Annotated in this window: 17 protein-coding genes; 5 read left to right on the top strand and 12 right to left on the bottom strand. The window is 67.7% G+C overall.

Annotation, left to right across the window (positions count from 1 at the left end; all coding sequences use genetic code 11):
* Positions 1 to 77 precede the first annotated feature (77 nt).
* From ACWD5D_RS18840 to ACWD5D_RS18860, 5 genes are all read right to left on the bottom strand, one after another.
* Positions 78 to 767, bottom strand: a complete 690-nt coding sequence (locus ACWD5D_RS18840) for an alpha/beta hydrolase (RefSeq protein WP_451373827.1) — start codon at positions 765 to 767, stop codon at positions 78 to 80.
* Positions 768 to 935: 168 nt separating this feature from the next.
* A complete protein-coding gene (locus ACWD5D_RS18845) occupies positions 936 to 1766 on the bottom strand; it encodes an alpha/beta fold hydrolase (RefSeq protein WP_451373828.1) in 831 nt (276 codons plus the stop codon).
* A gap of 355 nt (positions 1767 to 2121) precedes the next feature.
* Positions 2122 to 2334, bottom strand: coding sequence for a hypothetical protein (locus ACWD5D_RS18850; protein WP_451373829.1), 213 nt, complete (start codon positions 2332 to 2334; stop codon positions 2122 to 2124).
* A gap of 245 nt (positions 2335 to 2579) precedes the next feature.
* Positions 2580 to 3356 (bottom strand): SDR family NAD(P)-dependent oxidoreductase, encoded by a 777-nt coding sequence (locus ACWD5D_RS18855; protein WP_451373830.1) that lies wholly within the window; start codon positions 3354 to 3356, stop codon positions 2580 to 2582.
* Positions 3357 to 3367: 11 nt separating this feature from the next.
* Positions 3368 to 4066, bottom strand: coding sequence for a DUF998 domain-containing protein (locus tag ACWD5D_RS18860; RefSeq protein ID WP_451373831.1), 699 nt, complete (start codon positions 4064 to 4066; stop codon positions 3368 to 3370).
* Positions 4067 to 4124: 58 nt separating this feature from the next.
* On the opposite strand from ACWD5D_RS18860, the gene ACWD5D_RS18865 reads away from it, so the two are divergent.
* Positions 4125 to 4715, top strand: coding sequence for a TetR/AcrR family transcriptional regulator (locus ACWD5D_RS18865; RefSeq protein ID WP_451373832.1), 591 nt, complete (start codon positions 4125 to 4127; stop codon positions 4713 to 4715).
* A 475-nt stretch (positions 4716 to 5190) separates the two neighbouring features.
* On the opposite strand, the gene zwf is transcribed toward ACWD5D_RS18865, so the two are convergent.
* From zwf to ppgK, 5 genes are all read right to left on the bottom strand, one after another.
* Entirely contained in the window at positions 5191 to 6597 is a 1407-nt protein-coding gene (gene zwf, locus ACWD5D_RS18870; RefSeq protein WP_451373833.1) for a glucose-6-phosphate dehydrogenase, read from the bottom strand.
* A 42-nt stretch (positions 6598 to 6639) separates the two neighbouring features.
* Positions 6640 to 7341, bottom strand: a complete 702-nt coding sequence (pgl, locus tag ACWD5D_RS18875; protein WP_451373834.1) for a 6-phosphogluconolactonase — start codon at positions 7339 to 7341, stop codon at positions 6640 to 6642.
* 5 nt (positions 7342 to 7346) lie between these two features.
* Complete coding sequence (gnd, locus tag ACWD5D_RS18880) at positions 7347 to 8378, bottom strand: phosphogluconate dehydrogenase (NAD(+)-dependent, decarboxylating) (protein WP_451373835.1); 1032 nt, start codon at positions 8376 to 8378, stop codon at positions 7347 to 7349.
* A 233-nt stretch (positions 8379 to 8611) separates the two neighbouring features.
* On the bottom strand, positions 8612 to 10678 hold the full coding sequence (gene tkt, locus ACWD5D_RS18885; protein ID WP_451373836.1) for a transketolase: 2067 nt from the start codon (positions 10676 to 10678) through the stop codon (positions 8612 to 8614).
* A gap of 50 nt (positions 10679 to 10728) precedes the next feature.
* Complete coding sequence (gene ppgK, locus ACWD5D_RS18890; protein ID WP_451373837.1) at positions 10729 to 11502, bottom strand: polyphosphate--glucose phosphotransferase; 774 nt, start codon at positions 11500 to 11502, stop codon at positions 10729 to 10731.
* Between the two features lie 240 nt (positions 11503 to 11742).
* Between ppgK and ACWD5D_RS18895 the strand changes: the two genes are divergently transcribed.
* From ACWD5D_RS18895 to ACWD5D_RS18910, 4 genes are all read left to right on the top strand, one after another.
* Positions 11743 to 12546, top strand: a complete 804-nt coding sequence (locus ACWD5D_RS18895; RefSeq protein ID WP_451373838.1) for a Cof-type HAD-IIB family hydrolase — start codon at positions 11743 to 11745, stop codon at positions 12544 to 12546.
* 13 nt (positions 12547 to 12559) lie between these two features.
* Positions 12560 to 12703 carry a hypothetical protein gene (locus tag ACWD5D_RS18900; protein WP_451373839.1) on the top strand — a complete coding sequence of 48 codons (144 nt, stop codon included), beginning with the start codon at positions 12560 to 12562 and terminating at the stop codon, positions 12701 to 12703.
* A gap of 860 nt (positions 12704 to 13563) precedes the next feature.
* Positions 13564 to 14637: an NAD(P)-dependent alcohol dehydrogenase gene (locus tag ACWD5D_RS18905; protein WP_451373840.1), complete on the top strand. Its 1074-nt coding sequence runs from the start codon at positions 13564 to 13566 to the stop codon at positions 14635 to 14637.
* Positions 14638 to 14892: 255 nt separating this feature from the next.
* Complete coding sequence (locus ACWD5D_RS18910; protein ID WP_451373841.1) at positions 14893 to 15420, top strand: YbhB/YbcL family Raf kinase inhibitor-like protein; 528 nt, start codon at positions 14893 to 14895, stop codon at positions 15418 to 15420.
* Positions 15421 to 15521: 101 nt separating this feature from the next.
* On the opposite strand, the gene fumC is transcribed toward ACWD5D_RS18910, so the two are convergent.
* Positions 15522 to 16979: a class II fumarate hydratase gene (gene fumC, locus ACWD5D_RS18915; RefSeq protein ID WP_451373842.1), complete on the bottom strand. Its 1458-nt coding sequence runs from the start codon at positions 16977 to 16979 to the stop codon at positions 15522 to 15524.
* On the bottom strand, positions 16976 to 18631 hold the full coding sequence (locus tag ACWD5D_RS18920; protein WP_451373843.1) for an NAD-dependent malic enzyme: 1656 nt from the start codon (positions 18629 to 18631) through the stop codon (positions 16976 to 16978). The genes fumC and ACWD5D_RS18920 overlap by 4 nt, the downstream gene beginning before the upstream one ends.
* Positions 18632 to 18633: the final 2 nt, after the last annotated feature.

Raw genomic sequence — 18633 nt, forward strand, 5'->3', positions numbered from 1 at the left:
TAAAGGTTCACCGCTCGCAGGGCTGTCGGCTCCACGCGGCCCGGCCATGGGCCGCGTGGAGCCGGTCGTGGATTCCCTCACCTGACCTTGTCCAGGGCCTGCTGGATGAACTGCGCGGCCCGCACCGGCTGGGCGACGAACGCCGTGTGGGACCCGTCGATCTCTTCCACCGTCGAAACCATTCGCTCGGCCATGAACCGCTGTGTCTCGGGGGTGATGGCGTTGTCGTGCCGCGCGAGCTGGTACCAGGAGGGGATTGTCTTCCAGCCGGCCCCGGTGGCGTTCTCAGTGAAGGCGGCTGCCGCGAGGGGCCGCTGGGTCGCGCACATGGTCTGCGCCACGTCGACGGAGACGTCGGCGCAGAACGTCTCGCGGAAGCGGTCGGCGGCGATGAACAGGTCGGGGCCGCCCACCGCACCGGGAGCCTCGTACGACGTCGGCCGTACCGTGCCGGCCAGCAGGGACGGCGGGAACGGGGCCTGGACGGAGGCGCAGCTCTCGCCGACGTCCAGGCTGAAGGCGGCGAGATAGACCAGTGCGACGACGTTGTCCAGGCCGGCCGACGCCTGCCCGATGACCGCGCCACCGTAGGAGTGGCCCACCAGGACGACGGGCCCGTCGACCGCGCCCACCACCGCACGCACCGTTTCCGCGTCACCGGCGAGCCCACGCAGCGGATTCGCCGGTGCCACGACACGGACACCCGACGCGGTCAGCTCCCGCACGACGCCCGCATAACCGGACGCGTCGGCAAACGCGCCGTGCACCAACACCACCGTGGGCTGGTTCGATACAGACACTCCAGACAACGCTGTGCTCCCTTTCTTGCGAACTCATGGAGGTGAATCACGACTGCTCTGCCACACACAGGCGGCCGAGCCGGTCCGGGCCGGGCCCTCCGCCCGTGGAAGCGGGCTGAAGACCCGGATCCGGGCTCAGTGAACGGTGGCCTTGGCGGCCTGTTCGATCAGCCGGGTCGTCGGGCCGGGATCCGTGAACATGATCAGGTGCGGGCCGTTGACCTCGACCGTGTGGGCGTGGGCCCGCGCGGCCATGAATTGCTCCAGGTCCGGTGCGATCGCGTGGTCCTGCTTGGCGACCATGTACCAGGACGGGACCGTCTTCCACGCCGGGGTGCCGGAGGTCTCGGTCACGGAGTCCAGGCTCAGCGGTCGCTGCTCGGCGGCGAACGCCTGCGCCTGACGGGCCGGCAGTTCGTCGTCGAGGAACACGTTGCTGTACTGGGCCGGGTCGATGGTCAGCTCCGTCCCGGAGCTGCCGTCGGATTTCGGGAACGTGGTCGGCAGGGCCGGTACCGGCGGGATGGGGTGCGCGACCTGCTTGCTGTTGAGCGTCGCCAGCGAGTCGCCGGCTTCCGGCGCGAACGCGGCGATGTACACCAGCGCCTTCACGTTGGGGTTCTCCTTCACCGCATTGGTGATGACGGCCCCTCCGTAGGAGTGTCCGACCAGGATGATCGGGCCCTTGATCTGCGCCAGCACGCTGTTGATGTACTGCGCGTCGGAGTCCAGGCCCCGTAGCGGGTTCGGCGGGGCGTCCACGGTGTAGCCGTCCTTCTGCAGCCGCTCGACGACCGGGGTCCACCCCGACGCGTCCGCCCATGCACCGTGCACCAGCACGACGGTGGGCTTCGCAGCGGCCGGCGCCGGCTGCGCACCCGCGCTGGGGCTCAGTGCGAGAAACGACAAGGCCGTGGATCCGGCCACTGCGGCAACTATTCCGCCGATGCGGATGATGCGTCTCATTGAGGGTTGCTCCATATTACTGAGTGAGTTGTACACGTTGATCACTCACGCGGCCCATCCGGTCAACCACCCCGGCCCAGCACTTTCGGGCAACGGCGCGGGCCGAACACGAACGCAAGCCCCTGCAGGCTTCTCTCCAGCCTTTCTCCGGTCGGGAGACAGCTCGTCAGTCCGCACGCGGAAGGATTGCCATCACGCCCACCGACAAAAGCACTTGCTTTCGCGTCGGGCACAGTTTGGAATGATTCGGCGCCTGCGGCATCCGCCAGTGGCTGGCCGTCCGGCCTGGTAAGGCGGGCGGCCCGGGCCGGATCTACCGCGAGTGGTGCTCCGCGGGGAACCCGGTCGGGAGCGCTCAGTGGACGGTTGCGGCAGAGGCCTGCTCGATGAGGTTCGTAACCGGCCGCGCGTCGGAGTCCAGGCCGCACAGCGGGTTCGGCGGGGCCTTGACGGTGTAGCCCCGCTTCTCCAGTTCCTCGGCGACCGGGGTCCAGCCCGAGGCGTCGGCCCAGGCGCCGTGTACCAGCACGACGGTGGGCTTCGCGGCGACGGAGGCACTCGCGTGCACGGCCGTGACGGCGTCGACCGCCCCGTGCTGGACACCGGCGCCCGCGCTGGAGGCAAACCCCAGTACCGACCAGGCCGGTGATCCAGATCTTGCGCTTCATGAACGCGCTCCAATGTTCCGGATGACGGTGCTGGTGTTCTTCCTTCTGGGGCCGGTGGTCGGGCCGGTGGGGTGAGCCTCGGACGGGCGGGAGGGGACTGGGTTTGAGGGTAAGGACGTTGCCCTGCTGCTGAGTTGATACGAGGTCAGCGGGCGGAGAGCAGGCCGCCGTCTACGGGAAGGACGGCACCGTGGATGTGCGAGGCCTGGTCGCTGAGCAGGAAGACCACGGCGGCGGCGACTTCGTCACCGGTTCCGGGGCGCTGGTCAGGGACGTCGGCGGTCAGTTCGCGCAGGAGGTCGTGGAAGTGCGCGTTGGCCGGGGTCATGGTCGGTCCAGGGGCGACCGCGTTGACGCGGATGTTCTGGCTTGCCAGTTCAGCGGCCCAGGATGCGGTGAGGGAGTGCAGTGCCGCCTTGGTCGCTCCGTAGAAGGCGGCGATCGCCATGCCGATCACACCGTTGACCGAGCCCAGGTTGACGATGGCACCGCCGCCGGCCTTCAGCATTCCGGGGACAACGGCCTTGGTGAGCAGGGCCGGCGCCTTGACGTTCACGGCCAGGGCCTGGTCGGCGAGGGCCTCGTCGACTTCGAGGAGGGACTGTGCGGGGATGACCTGGGCGGCGTTGTTGACCAGCAGGTCGATGGCGCCTCCGGCGGCCTGGGCAGCCTCGTCGGCGAGACCTTCGATGGCGGACGCGCCGTCGGCCAGATCGGCTGCCACGAAGTGCGCGGTTCCGCCTTCCGCGGTGATGGCGGCTACGGCGGCGGCGCCTTCGATCCGGTTGCGTCCGGAGACGACGACGGTGGCGCCTTCGCGGGCGAGCGCCTCGGCGACAGAGCGGCCGATCCCGGAGGTGGAGCCGGTGACCAGGGCACGGCGGCCGGCCAGGCGCTGGGGGGTGTGGGTGTTTTCGGACATGGGATCCTCTTCTAGATCGGTGAGGGGATGAGGGATGCGGTACTCGCGACGGACCGCAGCAAGGCGGTGCCGGTGACGGCCTCCCAGGCAACGATCGTGTAGACCGCGACGCGCTCGGGAACGCCGCCGGCTGCGACGTAGAGCGCATGGTCGGCCTGGAGCACCGCGAACGCGGCAAGACCGACGACGCCGAGGGTGATGCCCAGCGCCTGGTGCCACCTGGCGACGCCGAGCCGACGGCCCGCGACGGTGCTGACAAGCAGGACCACGTTGCCGCCGACGATGGCGCCGATCGCACCGATGCTGTGGGCGATGATCACGCCGTTGGTCAGCGCGGCGGCGGACTCGGGGAACAGGCCCACTGTGATCACGCCGATGCCGTGGATGAGCGCGAGGACGAGGAGAGCTGTGGCCACCCGACCGGTCAACGACCTGTACAGCAGCGCCGTCGCGCCGATGAACAGGATCCCCTGAACGATGAACGCGGTGTCCATCACCAGGTGCAGGGGCGAGTCGATGGTCCGGCCGTCGAAGACGTCCCCCCGGACCGGGTTGCCCAGGTCGGAGATGAAGTTGACGGCATAGCTGTAGCGCGGGTGGCGCCACGCGACTGCCGCCACGGCTTCGAGGGCGAGGTACTGCACGGCAGCGATCAGCAGAAACAATCCGGCCGTGGCGTGCAGTCGCGAGTCAGGCTTTTGGACTCTCACGCCCAAAACTGTTGCGCTATTTTTTTGGACTGTCAAGTCCAAACAGTAAGCTTGGGGCATGAACACGGCGAAGGGTAAGGCGACCAAGGCCCGGATCCTGGAGGCAGCCGCCGACCTGCTGGTGGCGGGGGGCGCCGAACGGCTCAACCTCGACGAGGTGATGCGTGCCACCAAGACCAGCAAGGGTCAGCTGTTCTACTACTTCCCAGGCGGCAAGGACGAGGTGCGGCGGGCCGCCACAGAGCGGCAGGTGCAGCGCCTCGTCGAGCTCGCCGCCCAGGTCGAACTGGCCACCTGGGAGGACTGGGAGAACTGGATCGGGCAGATCATCCGCCGACACGAGCAGCAGTCACAGGACGACGCCTGCGAGGTGGCAGCCCTCGCCGGGCGCGCCATCGACACCGACCAGCAGGCCCGCGCCGTCATCGGTCAGGCATTCGCGCACTGGGATCAGCGCCTGCGGGATCAGCTGCGCGCGATGCAGCGATCCGGCCTCATCAAGGCTGACACCCCCGTCGAGCAGTTGTCGTCCCTGATGCTGGCCGCGCTGGAGGGCGGAGCCGTGATCGACAAGGCCACCGGTTCCACCCAGCACCTGCGCCACGCCTTGGACCAGGCGCTCGTCCTGCTCCGCAGCTACGCGGCCTGACCCCTCGCTTCAGGTCGCCACCCGCCATCCCGGCGCGCATACGGGTATTCGGAGGGATCCGGCTCCATCCGCCCTGATCCCTTGGGAGACCGAACACCGTACGGCGTTCGACCCCGGCCACTTGCCCGCTGTACGCGCGGCCGTCTTACCCGTGGTCACCCGCAGAGTGAGGTCCTTGATCTCCTCGCGGGCCCGCTCGGCCAGGATAGCGAAGACGATGCGTGTGCCCTGTTGGCTGGAATCCAGGTTCTCCTGGAGGACGTAGGGGCGAGCCCTGCGCCGGTCGAACTCGTCGATTCGGGGCAGTGAAGGGATACGACGGGGATCCGTTGCTCGCACCGGAACTGCCGCCGGTGCCGCTGAAACCGCGGGGCCGGGTGCGCTGAGCCGGCTCTTTCAGCCTGAAATTGCGGTGGTTGACCCGCCGTCTCCGGGGAAGCAACCGGCGGTTCACCGCGTCCGGGGCGCGGCTGTGTCAGTCGGGAGAACTCGCCGGCAGCCACGGTTCGTGCCACGGATATCCGGCGACGATCTTGCTCGCGCCCGCCGGTCCCCAGGTCCCCTGCCGGTAGCGTTCGGGGGCGTTGGGCGACTCCAGCAGTGGCTGGACGATTCGCCAGGTCTCCTCCACCGAGTCCTCCCGGGTGAACAGGCTCGCGTTGCCTTCCATTGCATCACTGAGCAGGCGCTCGTACGGCTCGGGTGCCTCACCGAGCGCGTCCGCGAAGAGGAGGTCGAGGTCGACCAGCTGCGTGTCCTGCTTGCCCGGCTGCTTGGCCTGGATGCGGAAGTTCACGCCAGGGCTCGGATCGATCCGCAGGATCCACTGGTCGGGCTCGGGTGTGAACTGCTCCGCGAACGCAAGCCGCGGTGGGCGCTTGAACACGATCCGGATCTCGGTCACCCGCTCGGGGAGCGACTTGCCGGCGCGGATGAAGAACGGCACCCCGGACCAGCGCCAGTTCTCGACCTCCAGCCGCAACGCGGCGAAGGTCTCGGTGCGCGAGTGCGGCTGCACGCCGGGGACCTGCAGGTACCCCTCATACTGCCCACGGACGTAGTGGGCCGGGTCGGCGTCGGGGATCGCCCGGAACACATCGACCCGGCGGTCCCGGAGCGCGTCCGCGTCGGCGGCCGACGGCGGCTCGGACGCCACCAGCGCGAGCAGTTGCAGCAGATGGTTCTGCACGACGTCACGGAGCGCGCCGACCGGGTCGTAGAAATGGCCGCGGCCCTCGACCCCGAAGTTCTCGGCCATGGTGATCTGCACGCAGGAGATGTGGTCGCGGTTCCACACCGGCTCGAACACCGAGTTGGCGAACCGCAGGAACAGGATGTCCATCGCCGGCTCTTTGCCGAGGAAGTGGTCGATCCTCAGCAGTTGATCCTCATCGAGGAGCTGGCGCAGCATGGCGTTGAGGGCGCGCGCGGACGCGAGGTCATGCCCGAATGGTTTCTCCACCACAACCCGGGCGCCCTTGGTCAGCCCGACGCCTGCCAGGCCCTCGACCACCCGGGCGAACAGCGACGGCGGGATCTCCAGATAGAAGACCGGGTGCCGCTTGCCGTCGACCGCCTGGGCGAGGCGATGGAACGTCTCCGGGTCGGCGTAATCGCCCTGCACATAGCTGAGTCGGGCGGCGAACCGGGCCAGAACGCTTTCGTCCAGCGGCTCGCCCGCTGCCTTGATCGCCGCGCGGGCGTGGTCACGCAGCCCGTCGTCCGACCAGCCCTCGCGCGCCACTCCGACGATCGGGCAGTTCAGCAGCTTGCGCCGCTCAAGCCGATAGAGCGAACGGAACGTCATCTTACGAGCGAGGTCGCCGCTGATCCCGAAAATGACCAGCACGTCCGCGGGAACCTTCGACGAGTTCGAAGCCACCTCATCCTCCTTACGGAGCCGGCACGGCAATAGGATCGGGCATCATGGTCCTGCCGGCGGCTGGGTGCCGACGCGAGCAGGACCCTGGCCGGCCGCCGCCGCGTCCGTGAGGAGGAGCGACGCCGCCGCCTCGACCCGGCCGGCGGGAATCGACCGGTCCCCCGCCACGAGCCTCGAGAGCGGTTCGCGCTTGTCCGCTCCGGTGATGAGCCAGAGCACCTGCTGGGCGCGAGCCAGCGCGGGATAGGTGAGTGTCATGCGCTGGTGGCCCATGTAGGGCGCCGTCAAGGCCACTGGCCGGTCCGAGACTTCGAGCACCGGGTCCCCTGGCACCAGCGAGGCGGTGTGCCCGTCCGGGCCGAGGCCCAGGTGAACGAGGTCGAATCGCTCGGGCAGCGACCGCCCGTAGGCGGCGGCCGCCGCGTCGAGGTCGGCGTCGTTCACGGGCATCGCGATGACCTCGGCCGGGGCCGCACCGAGGCTCTCCCGCAGGTGGGTGAGGTTACGGTCCGGGTCGCCGTCGGGTGCGACCCGCTCGTCGACCTGGAACACCGCCACGTGCTTCCAGGGAACGTCCTCATGTGCGAGGCGCGCGAACATCGCCCAGGGTGTGTGCCCCCCGCTGACGGCGAACGTGAAGCGGCCGTGGGCTTGCACGCAGGCCCGGGCCAGCTGCGCCACGAACGCCGCCGCGGTGCCGGCGACCGCATCGGGGTCGGCGACGACCTCGAGTTCGTGATGCACAGCGGTCAGCCCTTCTTTTCGGCGTGCCCGCCGAACTCGGAGCGCATCGCCGAGAGGATCTTGTCGGTGAACTCCCCGGCCTGCCTGGACTCGAAGCGTTCGTAGAGCGAGGTGGTGATGACCGGTACCGGGACGCCTTCGTCCACCGCGGCAAGGACGGTCCAGCGGCCTTCCCCGGAGTCGGAGACCCGTCCGGTGAAGGCGTCGAGAGAGGGCGACTTGGCGAAGGCGTCGGCTATCAGGTCGACCAGCCACGAGCCGACGACCGAGCCGCGCCGCCAGACCTCGGCCACCTCGGCGACGTCGATGTCGTACTGGTAGGCCCACGGATCGCGCAGCGGCGTCGTCTCCGCGTCGACCTCTTGCCGGCTTTTGCCGGCGTTCGCGCGCTTGATGATTCCGAGTCCCTCGGCGATCGCGGCCATCATCCCGTACTCGACCCCGTTGTGGACCATCTTCACGAAGTGCCCGGCGCCGTTCGGTCCGCAGTGCAGGTACCCGAGCGGTGCGGTGCCGTCGGTCCGGGTCCGGCTCGGCGTCGGCTCGGCGCTGCCCTCGCCGGGAGCGATCGTCTTGAAGATCGGGTCGAGATGGGCCACGACGTCGTCCTCGCCGCCGATCATCAGGCAGTAGCCGCGCTCCAGCCCCCAGACCCCACCGCTGGTCCCGCAGTCGACATAGTGCAGCGACTTGTCCGCAAGACGCTTGGCGCGCGTGATGTCGTCGCGGTAGTAGGAATTGCCGCCGTCGATGAGGATGTCGCCGGGATCCAGCAACGGCTCCAGCTGGTCGAGGATGGAGTCGACGATCGCAGCCGGAAGCATGAGCCATACGGCCCGTGGCTGGTCCAGTTTCGCAACGAGATCGCGGAGTGACTCTGCGCCCGTCGCACCCTCGCCCGCCAGTTCGGCGACGGCGGCCGCGTTGACGTCGGACACGACGCAATGGTGGCCGTCTCGCATCAGCCGACGCACCAGGTTCGCCCCCATCCGGCCGAGCCCGATCATCCCGAGTTGCATGGGCTTGTCTGTCGCCATGTGGTGCCTCCTGGTTCTTGAGCGTGCGGTAGTGCCGGATCAGCGCGTTCGTGGACGAGTCGTGGCCGAACTCGGGCTCGGTCGCGTTGACCGTGAACGGCGCCGCCGGACCGTGGACGTACAGCGTGTCGGAGGCGGCCGGGTCTCCGGTCGCTGGAAGCGCTGCGAGCCCATCACTTCGCGGTACGTCCGGTACGCGGCGAGGGTGGCGGTGAGGCCGGCCGGTGGGGCGTTCACGCCCGCTCCCTACCGGCGGCCACGCACTCGCGGGCAACCTGGGTGACCTTCTCGGGAGTGAAGCCGAATTTGGTCAGCAGCATCTTGAGCGGCGCCGATGCCCCGAACGTGTGCATACCGACGACCGCGCCGCCGTCACCGACGTAACGGTCCCAGCCGAGAGTCGCCGCCTGCTCGATGGCGACCCGGGCCCTGACCCCGGGCGGGATGACCGAGTCGCGGTATTCCTTGGGCTGGCGGTCGAACAACTCCCAGCAGGGCATGCTGACGACGCGAGCCGCGAGGCCCTCGGCGGCGAGCTCGTCACGCGCCGCGAGCGCGAGTTGCACCTCCGACCCGGTGGCGAGCAGGACGACATCGGGCTTGCCGTCCGCCGCGTCGACCAGAACATAGGCCCCCCTGGCCACCCCGGATGCGGCTCCCATCCCGGAGCGGTCGAGGGTCGGCAGTGCCTGACGGGAAAGGACCAGCACCGCCGGCTCGTGCCGGAGCGCGGCGACGACCCGCCAGGTCTCGACGACCTCGTTCGCGTCGGCCGGGCGGAACACCAGGAGCCCCGGCATCGCGCGCAGCGACGCGAGCTGCTCGACCGGCTGGTGGGTGGGACCGTCCTCGCCGACCCCGATCGAGTCGTGGGTGAAGATGTGCACGACCGGGATCTCCATCAGCGCCGAAAGCCGGATCGCGCCGCGTGCGTAGTCCGAGAAGATCAGGAACCCCGACCAGTACGAGCGCAGCTTGGCCAGTGCCATCCCGTTCGTGACCGCGGCGGCGGCGTGCTCGCGGATCCCGAAGTGGAGGTTGCGCCCCGAGCGGTCATCGGCCTGGAAGTCGCCGGCGCCGGAGAACGTGAGGTTGGTCTTGGTCGACGGCGAAAGGTCCGCCGACCCGCCGAGCAGCCACGGCACGGCTTGGGCAAGCGCGTTGAGCACCTGGCCGCTGGAGTCACGGCTGGCGATGCCTTTGGGGTCGGGCGGGAAGGTCGGCAGCGCCGACTCCCAGCCCTCCGGCAGCTCACGCCGCTGGATACGCCCCAACTCGTCGGCGAGCTCGAGATAGTTGGTTCGGTAGGCCTCCATTCGGGCTTCCCAACTCGTCCGGGCTTCGCGACCGCGCGCGCCGACTCCTGCGGCGAAGTGCTCGTACACGCCGTCGGGAACGAAGAAGTCCTTGTCCTCCGGCATCCCGAAGAACCGCTTGGTCGCCTTGACGCCCTCCACGCCGAACGGCGCGCCGTGCGCCTTCGCGGTGTCCTCGACCGGTGACCCGTAACCGATGTGGCTGTGCACCACGATGAGCGTCGGGCGCTCGTTCTCGGCCTTGAAGGTGTGCAGCGCGCGGGCCACGGCATCGAGGTCGTTGGCGTCGGCCACGGTGGTGACGTTCCACCCGTAGCCGATGAACCGGGCCGCCACGTCCTCGGTGAACGCGATGTCGGTGTGGCCCTCGATCGTCACGCGGTTGGAGTCGTAGATCCAGCAGAGGTTCGACAGCCGCTGGTGGGCCGCGAGCGAGGCAGCCTCCGAGGAGACACCCTCCATCATGCAGCCGTCGCCGGCCATCGCGTACACGTCGAAGTCGAAGACAGTGAAGTCGTGGCGGTTGTACCGGGCGGCGAGCCACTGCCCGGCGATCGCCATCCCGACCGAGGTCGCAACGCCCTGGCCGAGCGGCCCGGTCGTGGCCTCCACGCCGCTGGTCCACCGGTACTCCGGGTGCCCGGGGCAGCGCGAGCCGAGCTGGCGGAACGTCCTGAGGTCGTCGAGGGTCACGGAGGGTCGGCCGAGTACCTCGTAGTCGGGGTCGACGGCCTGCACGCCGGTGAGGTGGAACAGCGACCAGAGCAACGCGGAGGCGTGTCCTTCCGACAGCACGAAGCGGTCGCGGTTGGGCCAGATCGGGTCGGCCGGATCGAAGCGCAGGAAGTGTTGCCAGAGCGTGTACGCGACCGGGGCGATTCCCATCGGTGTCCCCGGATGGCCGGAGTCGGCCGCCTGGATGGCGTCCATGCACAGAGTGCGGATCGTGTTGACGGAAAGGGTTTCCAGGTTGTTGCTGCTCAATGCGAGCCTCCCTGAAGGTGCTCCCCTGCGCTCATGACGAATGCGGCAGACTAGGGTTGAGCCTTCCTGGCCGGGGCGAAGAGCGCCGCGCCGACAATGCCCGCATCGTTCAACAGCTGCGCCGGCACGATCTCGGTCCTGAGCTCGATGTACGGCAGGAACTTGTCGGCCTTCTTGCTGACGCCACCGCCGATGACGATCAGGTCGGGCCACAGCAGCCGCTGGACGAGGTCGAGATACTTCTCCAGACGGTGCGCCCATTTCTTCCAGGACAGCTCGTCGTGCTCGCGCACCGACTCCGCGGCCCAGTCCTCGGCTTCCTCGTGGTGCAGCGGCAGGTGCCCGAGCTCACTGTTGGGCACCAGGTACCCGTCGGAGAAGACGGCGCTGCCGATACCGGTGCCGAGCGTCACCATCACGACGACGCCCTTGCGTCCCTTGCCGGCTCCGAAGCGCATCTCGGCGATCCCGGCCGCGTCGGCGTCGTTCACCACCCTCACGTCGCGGCCGGTCGCTCGTGCGAAGAGCTGGGCCGCGTCCGTCTCCATCCAGGCCGGGTCGATATTGGCCGTCGTCTGGACTTTGCCGCCCCGGATGACGGCCGGGAGGGTCAGCCCGACCGGTCCTGGGACGCCGATCTGGGACAGCACCTGCACGACCACGTCCGCGACTGCCCCCGGGGTCGCCGGATGCGGGGTCGGGATCCGGACCCGCTCACCGATGAGGCTGCCGTGCTCGAGGTCGACCGGCGCTCCTTTGATACCGGTTCCGCCGATGTCGACCCCGAGCACGTGGGCCGTCTTGTCCGGACTTGTCTGCACCACTGCCCGCTCCCCTCAGGGGCCGGCCCAAAAAGCGTTGTGTGAATTTTGGACGTCAACCCTTGCAAGAAGTTCCACACATAGGCGTGAACAATAGCACATATCCTTCATGTTCGCGATATCACCTCTATTCGATTACATCAAAGCTTAAGAGGGTATATGCGAATATTGCGCGCCCTTAAAGACAATGGCCTTCCCCTCTTTTCGAGAGGAACGCGGCTGCGACTCGCTTACGGAGGCGTGATGCCAACCCGCCCGATCCGCCTGCTTCTTGCCGACGTCGACGGCACTTTGGTCACGGGCGACAAGGTCCTGACAGACCGCGCCGTCCGGGCGGTACACAAGCTCCACGACGCCGGCGTCCTCTTCGCGGTGACCAGCGGAAGACCGCCCCGCGGCATGTCCATGATCATCGAGCCCTTGGCGCTGACCACTGAACTCGCCGCCTTCAACGGTGGTCTCATCGTCAACCCGGATATGACGGTTGTCGAGCAGCAGGTCATTCCCATGGAGGTGGTGGCCCCGGTCGTCGCGCTGATGGAGTCGTTCGGCCTCAGCGTCTGGATCTACCGGGGCGCCGACTGGTACGTCCGCGACATGAAGGGGCCGCACGTGGATCGGGAGAGCTGGACGGTGCGGTTCACGCCCACGCTCGTTCCCAGCTTCGACGGACTCGAAGAGGGCACCGCGAAGGTCGTCGGGGTCAGCGATGACCACCAGGTCGTCGAGACGGCCGCGGGCGCGGCTCGCGCGCAGTTCGGCGAGCATGTCTCGGCCGCCCGTTCGCAGCCCTACTACCTCGATGTGACCCATCCGCAGGCCAACAAGGGCTGTGTCGTCAAGTACTGGTCCGCCAAGCTCCAGATTTCCCCCGAACAGATCGCCACGATCGGCGACATGCCCAACGACGTACTGATGTTCGCCCACTCGGGACTGTCCATCGCGATGGGCAACGCCAGCCACGAGGTGCAGCGCGCGGCGAGGCGGGTTACGACGAGCAACGAGGAGGAGGGCTTCGCGAACGCGGTCGAGCAGTTCATCCTGTGACCCGCGTCTCCACATGCGCGGGCCTGACACGACGCTGCTCGGCGCCCCCGCCGGCGTCATCGAACACGGCCTGTTCCCTCCGACGCCCGTCGCCGACGTGTTCGTTGCCCGTGCCGACTCGGTCGAGCACCACAATCATGCCGAGCGCCGAGCCTGATAAGGCATTTGCTGTTTGTCGTTGCCCCTTTATCTCCTGCGCTCGGGTACCCGTTCCTCCGCAGGCTTCTCTGCCACCAGTTCCCGCACATGCTGATTGCCGGCCAACGAGCACGGTTTGGGCCGTCGTGCGCGATGTCGGCCGCGCTGCTCCGACTCGGCAGCCGAATCCTGTTCATCACGGGCGACCATTCCTGGGCCGGGAAGATCTCCGACCGCACAGCAGATGTCGGCGCTGCTCCTGGCGCATGGAAACAGGCGGTGAAGGCAGGACGACAGCTCCCACAGATCGGCGACGACCGGATCCTGACCAAGGCCCCAACAGGATGCTCCTCAATTGACTACTGAACGCCGAGACCGCGCGGCGCCGTACATCGGGAGTGTTCGCGGCACGCAGGTTCTAAATGGCGGCACTCCAATTCCATTTGGCGTTTTCGCGACGCCAACCGGGTTGCATCCCTCAAGATGTCCCCCGAGACTTGCCGTAGGCGTTTCAGGCCGCCTCCCCAGCCCTTCCAGGGCAACGCCTCCCAGAGGAGTGCCGCATGGCCAAGACCCTTTGCGGTAATGACCGGGCTCGAACTACTGGACCCTGAAGGACGGACATCGCCACCCCACCGGATACTGAACCGAGGAGTTCGTGGCTCCTTACAGGGTGTTCACCAATGCTGAACACGAGGTCATCGCGGCAACTCCGAGTTCCGAGTGGGGTAATTCAGTTGTGGACAGGATGAGCCTGGAGCACCGCATGGCGGGCGGCGAGGAGAACATCCTCGTCATTGAGTTGACACTCCCCAGGAACTTGGGTTGACCCAATTCTCAACCCGTCTCCCCGCAGAAGCCGAAAGCGAGGCACATGTGATGCGAATGCGAGCTGCCCGGATGTACGGGTACCAGGAGCCCCTGCGGATCGACGAGGTTCCTGTGCCCGAACCCGCACCGGACGAGATTCTGCTGAAGGTCGCGGCGGCAGGGATGTGCCGAAGCGACTACCAGCTCCTCGATGGCTACTTCAAGGGCCCGTTCCCCGTGGATCTCCCCTACATCCCCGGGCACGAGATCGCGGGCCGCGTGGCGGGACTGGGAAGTGCCGTCCCCACAACGGTGGACTACTCAGAAGGCGACATGGTCGTGGTGAACCCCAGCTGGGGGGACGGCACATGCCGGCAGTGTCGCGAGGGCAACGAACAACTGTGCAGCGGCAACGGAAGGTGGGTCGGCTTCGGCCCTCAGGGGGGCTTCGCCGAGTACATGGTCGTGGATTACCGCCACGTGATCCCGGTCTCCGAAGAAGCGGCGAAAGCACCCGAGCTCCTCGCCCCCATGACGGACGCGGGCATGACCCCGTACCGAGGGATGAGAAAGCTCCGGGACGCGGGCAAGCTCGGAGCCGGCCGCACGGTCGCAGTGACGGGTATCGGCGGGCTGGGAAGCTACGCGGTCCAGTACGCGAAGCTCCTCGGAGGCGGTGCCACCGTGGTGGCGCTCGCGCGTAAGGACAGCAAACTGGACGTGGCGAAGGACAACGGCGCGGACCACGGGATCAACGTCAAGGACAAGTCCACCGAGGCCATCCAGGACGAGTTGGAGAGGCTGACGGGCCGGAGAACCCTCGACGCCATCCTGGACTGCGTCGGAAGCGACGCCTCCATCTCCATGGGGTTCGACCTGCTGGGTCCCGAAGGCGCACTGGCAGCAGTCGGCCTCATGAGCCAACGCGTCGAGCACCGTCAATTCCCCTTCGTGGGCATGGAGCTGTCCTACCTCGGTTCTTTCTGGGGAAACCACCTCGACCTTGTCGAGGTGCTGTCCCTCGCCGAAGCGGGCCTCGTCAAACACAACGTGACGAAGGTCAAGCTCGACGACATCAACGAGAACCTGGAAGCCCTGGGCCACGGCGACGTCGTCGGACGCCAGGTCATCGTCTTCGACTAGAGCCGGCAGCGGGCGGGTCACACCCCCCGCATCTCGCGTTCCGCCGCCCCGCGGCCGCACCTGAACGCAGGGCGGCGGCTCCGTAACTTCCCACAGAACGACTCCACGCACACGGCCCCCTAACCACTCAACCGGGGATACCGGACGCGGCTCCCCGGCTTCCACGGAATCCGGGGAGCCGACGTGATGACGTCCATGACCGACCGACCGAATTGCGATGCCCCCGATCACTGGCCGTAGAAGTGAGGGAACGCCATGATCAAACCCTATGGTCCCTACGATTACATGCCGTCGATCAGGACCTTCTCGTTGACCTCGCAGTCCGTCACCCATGGCGGGCCGCTGGCCCGCGAACAGGTGAGTGGCATCCTGGGAGCAGGCGGATCCGACATCTCACCGCAGCTGAGCTGGTCCGGCTTCCCCGAGGAGACTCGCAGTTTCACGGTCGCGATGTTCGACCCCGACGTGCCCACTGCCTCGGGCTTCTGGCATTGGGCGGTGGCGAACCTTCCTGCGTCCGTGACCGACCTTCCGGCCGGGGCGGGCGACGGGGGCGATCTGCCCGGCCCCGCGGTGACGCTGGCCAACGACGCGGGCTACAGAAGGTACTTGGGGCCGGCGACGCCTCCGGGTAACGGCCCGGACCGCTACTTCCTCGTGGTGCATGCCGTCGACGTGGACGAACTGGAAGTGTCCGAGACATCGACCCCTGCCCTGATGGACTTCCTCCTGTTCACCCACGCAGTCGCGCGGGCAACCATGTACGGCACCTACGAACGGTGAGCGACCGGGCCCCTTGCGTGGCGTCCGCCGTCGGGCAAGACGCGATGGCCATTTCCGGGGTGCACGAAGAAGCATTGGTTGCGGAGCAGCACTGAGGTCGTTCAGGCGCCGGAAACGCCGTGGCCGACCATTGAGAGCGGGTCGACGACGGAGTCGAACGTCTTCTCGTCGACGTGGCCGCTCGCCAGGGCTGCCTCCTTGAGCGTCTGGCCGTTGGCCAGCGCGGATTCGGCGATGTGCGCCGCGTTCTGGTACCCGATGACCGGGCTCAGCGCTGTCACGAGCATCAGGCTCTCGTCCACATACTGCCGAATCTTCTCCTGGTTGAGCTCCGTACCGCTGACGGAGAAGGTCCGGAACTTCTCCATACCGTCGGCGAGGATGCGCGCGGAGTGGAGGAAGTTGTTGATGATCAACGGGCGCATGGCGTTCAGCTCGAAGTTGCCCTGGCTGCCGGCGAAAGCGACTGCTGCGTCATTGCCGAGTACCTGGATCGCGATCATGACGATGGCTTCACACTGGGTCGGGTTGACCTTGCCGGGCATGATCGACGAGCCGGGTTCGTTCTGCGGAAGCTGCAGCTCGGCGAATCCGGTGCGCGGGCCCGAGGCCAGCCAGCGCATGTCGTTGGCGATCTTCATCAAGGCTACGGCCAGACCGCGCAGCGCACCGTGCGCCCGCACCATCGGGTCCAGGGACCCCTGTGCCATGAACTTGTTCCCGGCCGTGACAAAGGACGTGCCGGTCAGTTCGGCGATCTTGCTCGCGACGTCGCGACTGAAGCCGGTGGGCGCGTTCAGTCCCGTGCCGACGGCGGTGCCGCCCAACGCCAGTTCGAGCAGGCCGAGACGGCTGTGCTCGACGTCATCGATACAGGCGCGCAGTTGTGCGCCATAGCCCGACCACTCCTGCCCGACGGTGAGTGGTACGGCGTCCTCAAGGTGTGTGCGGCCGATCTTGACGATCTCGGCCCATTCCTTGGCTTTGGCCTCGATGGTCGCGGCGAGCTCCCGGGCCTGGGGCAGGAGGTGCTCGTCGAACTCCTTCACGGCGGCGATGTGCATCGCGGTCGGGAAGCTGTCGTTGCTGGACTGCCCCATGTTGACGTCGTCGTTGGGGGCGACCGGCTCCTGGGTCCCGAGCGTGCCGCCGAGTAGCTGCGACGCGCGGTTCGACAGGACCTCGTTGACGTTCATGTTGCTCTGGGTGCCCGACCCCGTCTGCCACACGTAGAGCGGGAAGTGGTCGTCGAGCTTGCCCGCGATGGCCTCTTCCGCGGCCCGTACGATGGCTTGTTCCTTCCACTCGGGCAGCCGCCCGGCGGCGGCGTTCACGAGCGCTGCCGCCTTCTTCACGTAGCCGTACGCGTGGTACACCTCCTTGGGCATCCGGTCTCCGCCGATGGAGAAGTGCAGGAGCGAGCGCTGTGTCTGCGCTCCCCAGTACCGATGCGCCGGCACATCGACCGTGCCCATGCTGTCGAACTCCTGTCGGCTACCGTCGGCCTCGATGCCGATCGGCAGGTTCATCATCTTCGGGGTCGGCCTGTCTCCGCTCATTGCCGGCCCTCCAGGTCGTCCGCGCGGTAGACCGGGTCCCACATCGCGTCCTGGACCGCCTGGACGAGGTTGTCGTGGGACTTGGTGGCGACACCGTCCTGCGCCGCGGCTTTGGCTACGGCGACCGCAACCGTTGCGGATGATGCCCTCAGGTTCGCGACCGGTGGCAGGAGCGATGCTCCGGGCGCCGACACATCGACTTGGCCTGCCACCGCCTCGGCGGCGGCCAGCAGCATGTTGTCCGTCACGTGGCTGGCACCGGAGACAATGGTGCCGAGACCGAGCCCTGGGTACAGCAGGGCGTTGTTGGCCTGCCCGATCTCGTAGGAGACCCCGTTGTACCGGACCGGCTCCACCGGGATGCCGACCGCCATCAGCGCCCTGCCCTCGGACCAGGGCACCGCGTCCGACGGCATGACCTCGATGCGACTCGTCGGGTTCGACAGCGGCAGCAGAAGCGGACGCTCGACGCCAGCAGCCAGCGCGCGCACGATGTCCTCCGTGAACGCGCCGTGCGCGGTGGAGGTGCCGATCAGGATGGTGGGCTTGACGTGCCGGATGGTGGTGAGCAGATCGATCTCGCCGTCGGACCACTCGGCGACCTCGGACCTCGGCCGCGCGTAGGCCTGCTGGTAGTCGGGCAGGTCCCGCATGTCATCCGTCACCAGGCCGTGGATGTCGACGAGCCAGATGTTCTTCTTCGCCTCGTCGGGCGTCGCACCGTCCCGCAGCATCGCCGCGTGGATCTGGTCGGCCATTCCGGTGCCGGCGGTGCCCGCGCCGAAGACGACGAGCCGCTGCTCGGACCAGCGTCCGCCGGTGACCTTCAGGGCCGAGAACGCCGACGCCATGACGATCGCGCCGGTGCCCTGCATGTCGTCGTTGAAGATCCGGTACTTGTCGGCGTTCTCCACGAGGATGCGCCGGGCGTTCGACGGCCCGAAGTCCTCGAAGTGCAGGAGCGCGCCGGGGAACAGCTCGGACGCGGTCTTGAGGTAGAGGGCGACGAAGTCGTCGTAGCGCCTGCCGGTGACCCGCGCATGCCGGTTGCCCAGGTAGGACGGACTGTTGAGCAACTGCTCGTTGTCCGTGCCCACATCGAGGTTCACGGCGATGACACGGTTGGGGTCGATGCCGGCGGCCGCGGTGTAGACCGCGAGTTTCCCGATGGAGATGTCGGTCCCGTTGACGCCCCAGTCTCCGATGCCCAGGATCTCCTGGGCATCGGAGACGACGATCAGATCCACGTCGTCCGGGCCAAGTCCGAGCGCCTGGAACGAGGCCTTCATGTCCTCGGGACGGTCGATCGACAAGTACACCGCACGCGAGTCACGGTAGTCGAGGGACCACTTCTCGATCGCCTCGCCGACCGTGGGGTCGTATACGACGGGAAGCAACTCATTGAGATGGTCGCCGAGCAGCTTGAAGTACAGCACCTGGTTCCGGTCGTGGACCTCGTTGAGGTAGATGTACTTGTGCAGGTTGGAGGGCTGTTCCCGCAGTTGCGCGTAGGCCCGGCCGGCCTGCTGGTCGAGGGTCTCGACAGCTGCTGGCAGCCGCCCCGTGATCCCCAGCCTCGCCCGCTCCTCCAGTGTGAACGCCGTACCGCGGTTGCGATAGCGGTCCTGCAGCACGGTTGGCTTGACAGGCATTG

It is taken from the genome of Streptomyces sp. NPDC002520 (assembly GCF_053595235.1).

Excerpts from the sequence above, each read along its gene's own strand:
- ACWD5D_RS18845 (WP_451373828.1), bottom strand. The coding sequence starts at position 1,766 with ATGAGACGCATCATCCGCATCGGCGGAATAGTTGCCGCAGTGGCCGGA.
- ACWD5D_RS18855 (WP_451373830.1), bottom strand. The coding sequence starts at position 3,356 with ATGTCCGAAAACACCCACACCCCCCAGCGCCTGGCCGGCCGCCGTGCC.
- ACWD5D_RS18865 (WP_451373832.1), top strand. The coding sequence starts at position 4,125 with ATGAACACGGCGAAGGGTAAGGCGACCAAGGCCCGGATCCTGGAGGCA.
- gnd (WP_451373835.1), bottom strand. The coding sequence starts at position 8,378 with ATGGCGACAGACAAGCCCATGCAACTCGGGATGATCGGGCTCGGCCGG.
- ACWD5D_RS18895 (WP_451373838.1), top strand. The coding sequence starts at position 11,743 with ATGCCAACCCGCCCGATCCGCCTGCTTCTTGCCGACGTCGACGGCACT.
- ACWD5D_RS18900 (WP_451373839.1), top strand. The coding sequence starts at position 12,560 with ATGCGCGGGCCTGACACGACGCTGCTCGGCGCCCCCGCCGGCGTCATC.
- ACWD5D_RS18905 (WP_451373840.1), top strand. The coding sequence starts at position 13,564 with ATGCGAATGCGAGCTGCCCGGATGTACGGGTACCAGGAGCCCCTGCGG.
- ACWD5D_RS18910 (WP_451373841.1), top strand. The coding sequence starts at position 14,893 with ATGATCAAACCCTATGGTCCCTACGATTACATGCCGTCGATCAGGACC.
- fumC (WP_451373842.1), bottom strand. The coding sequence starts at position 16,979 with ATGAGCGGAGACAGGCCGACCCCGAAGATGATGAACCTGCCGATCGGC.
- ACWD5D_RS18920 (WP_451373843.1), bottom strand. The coding sequence starts at position 18,631 with ATGCCTGTCAAGCCAACCGTGCTGCAGGACCGCTATCGCAACCGCGGT.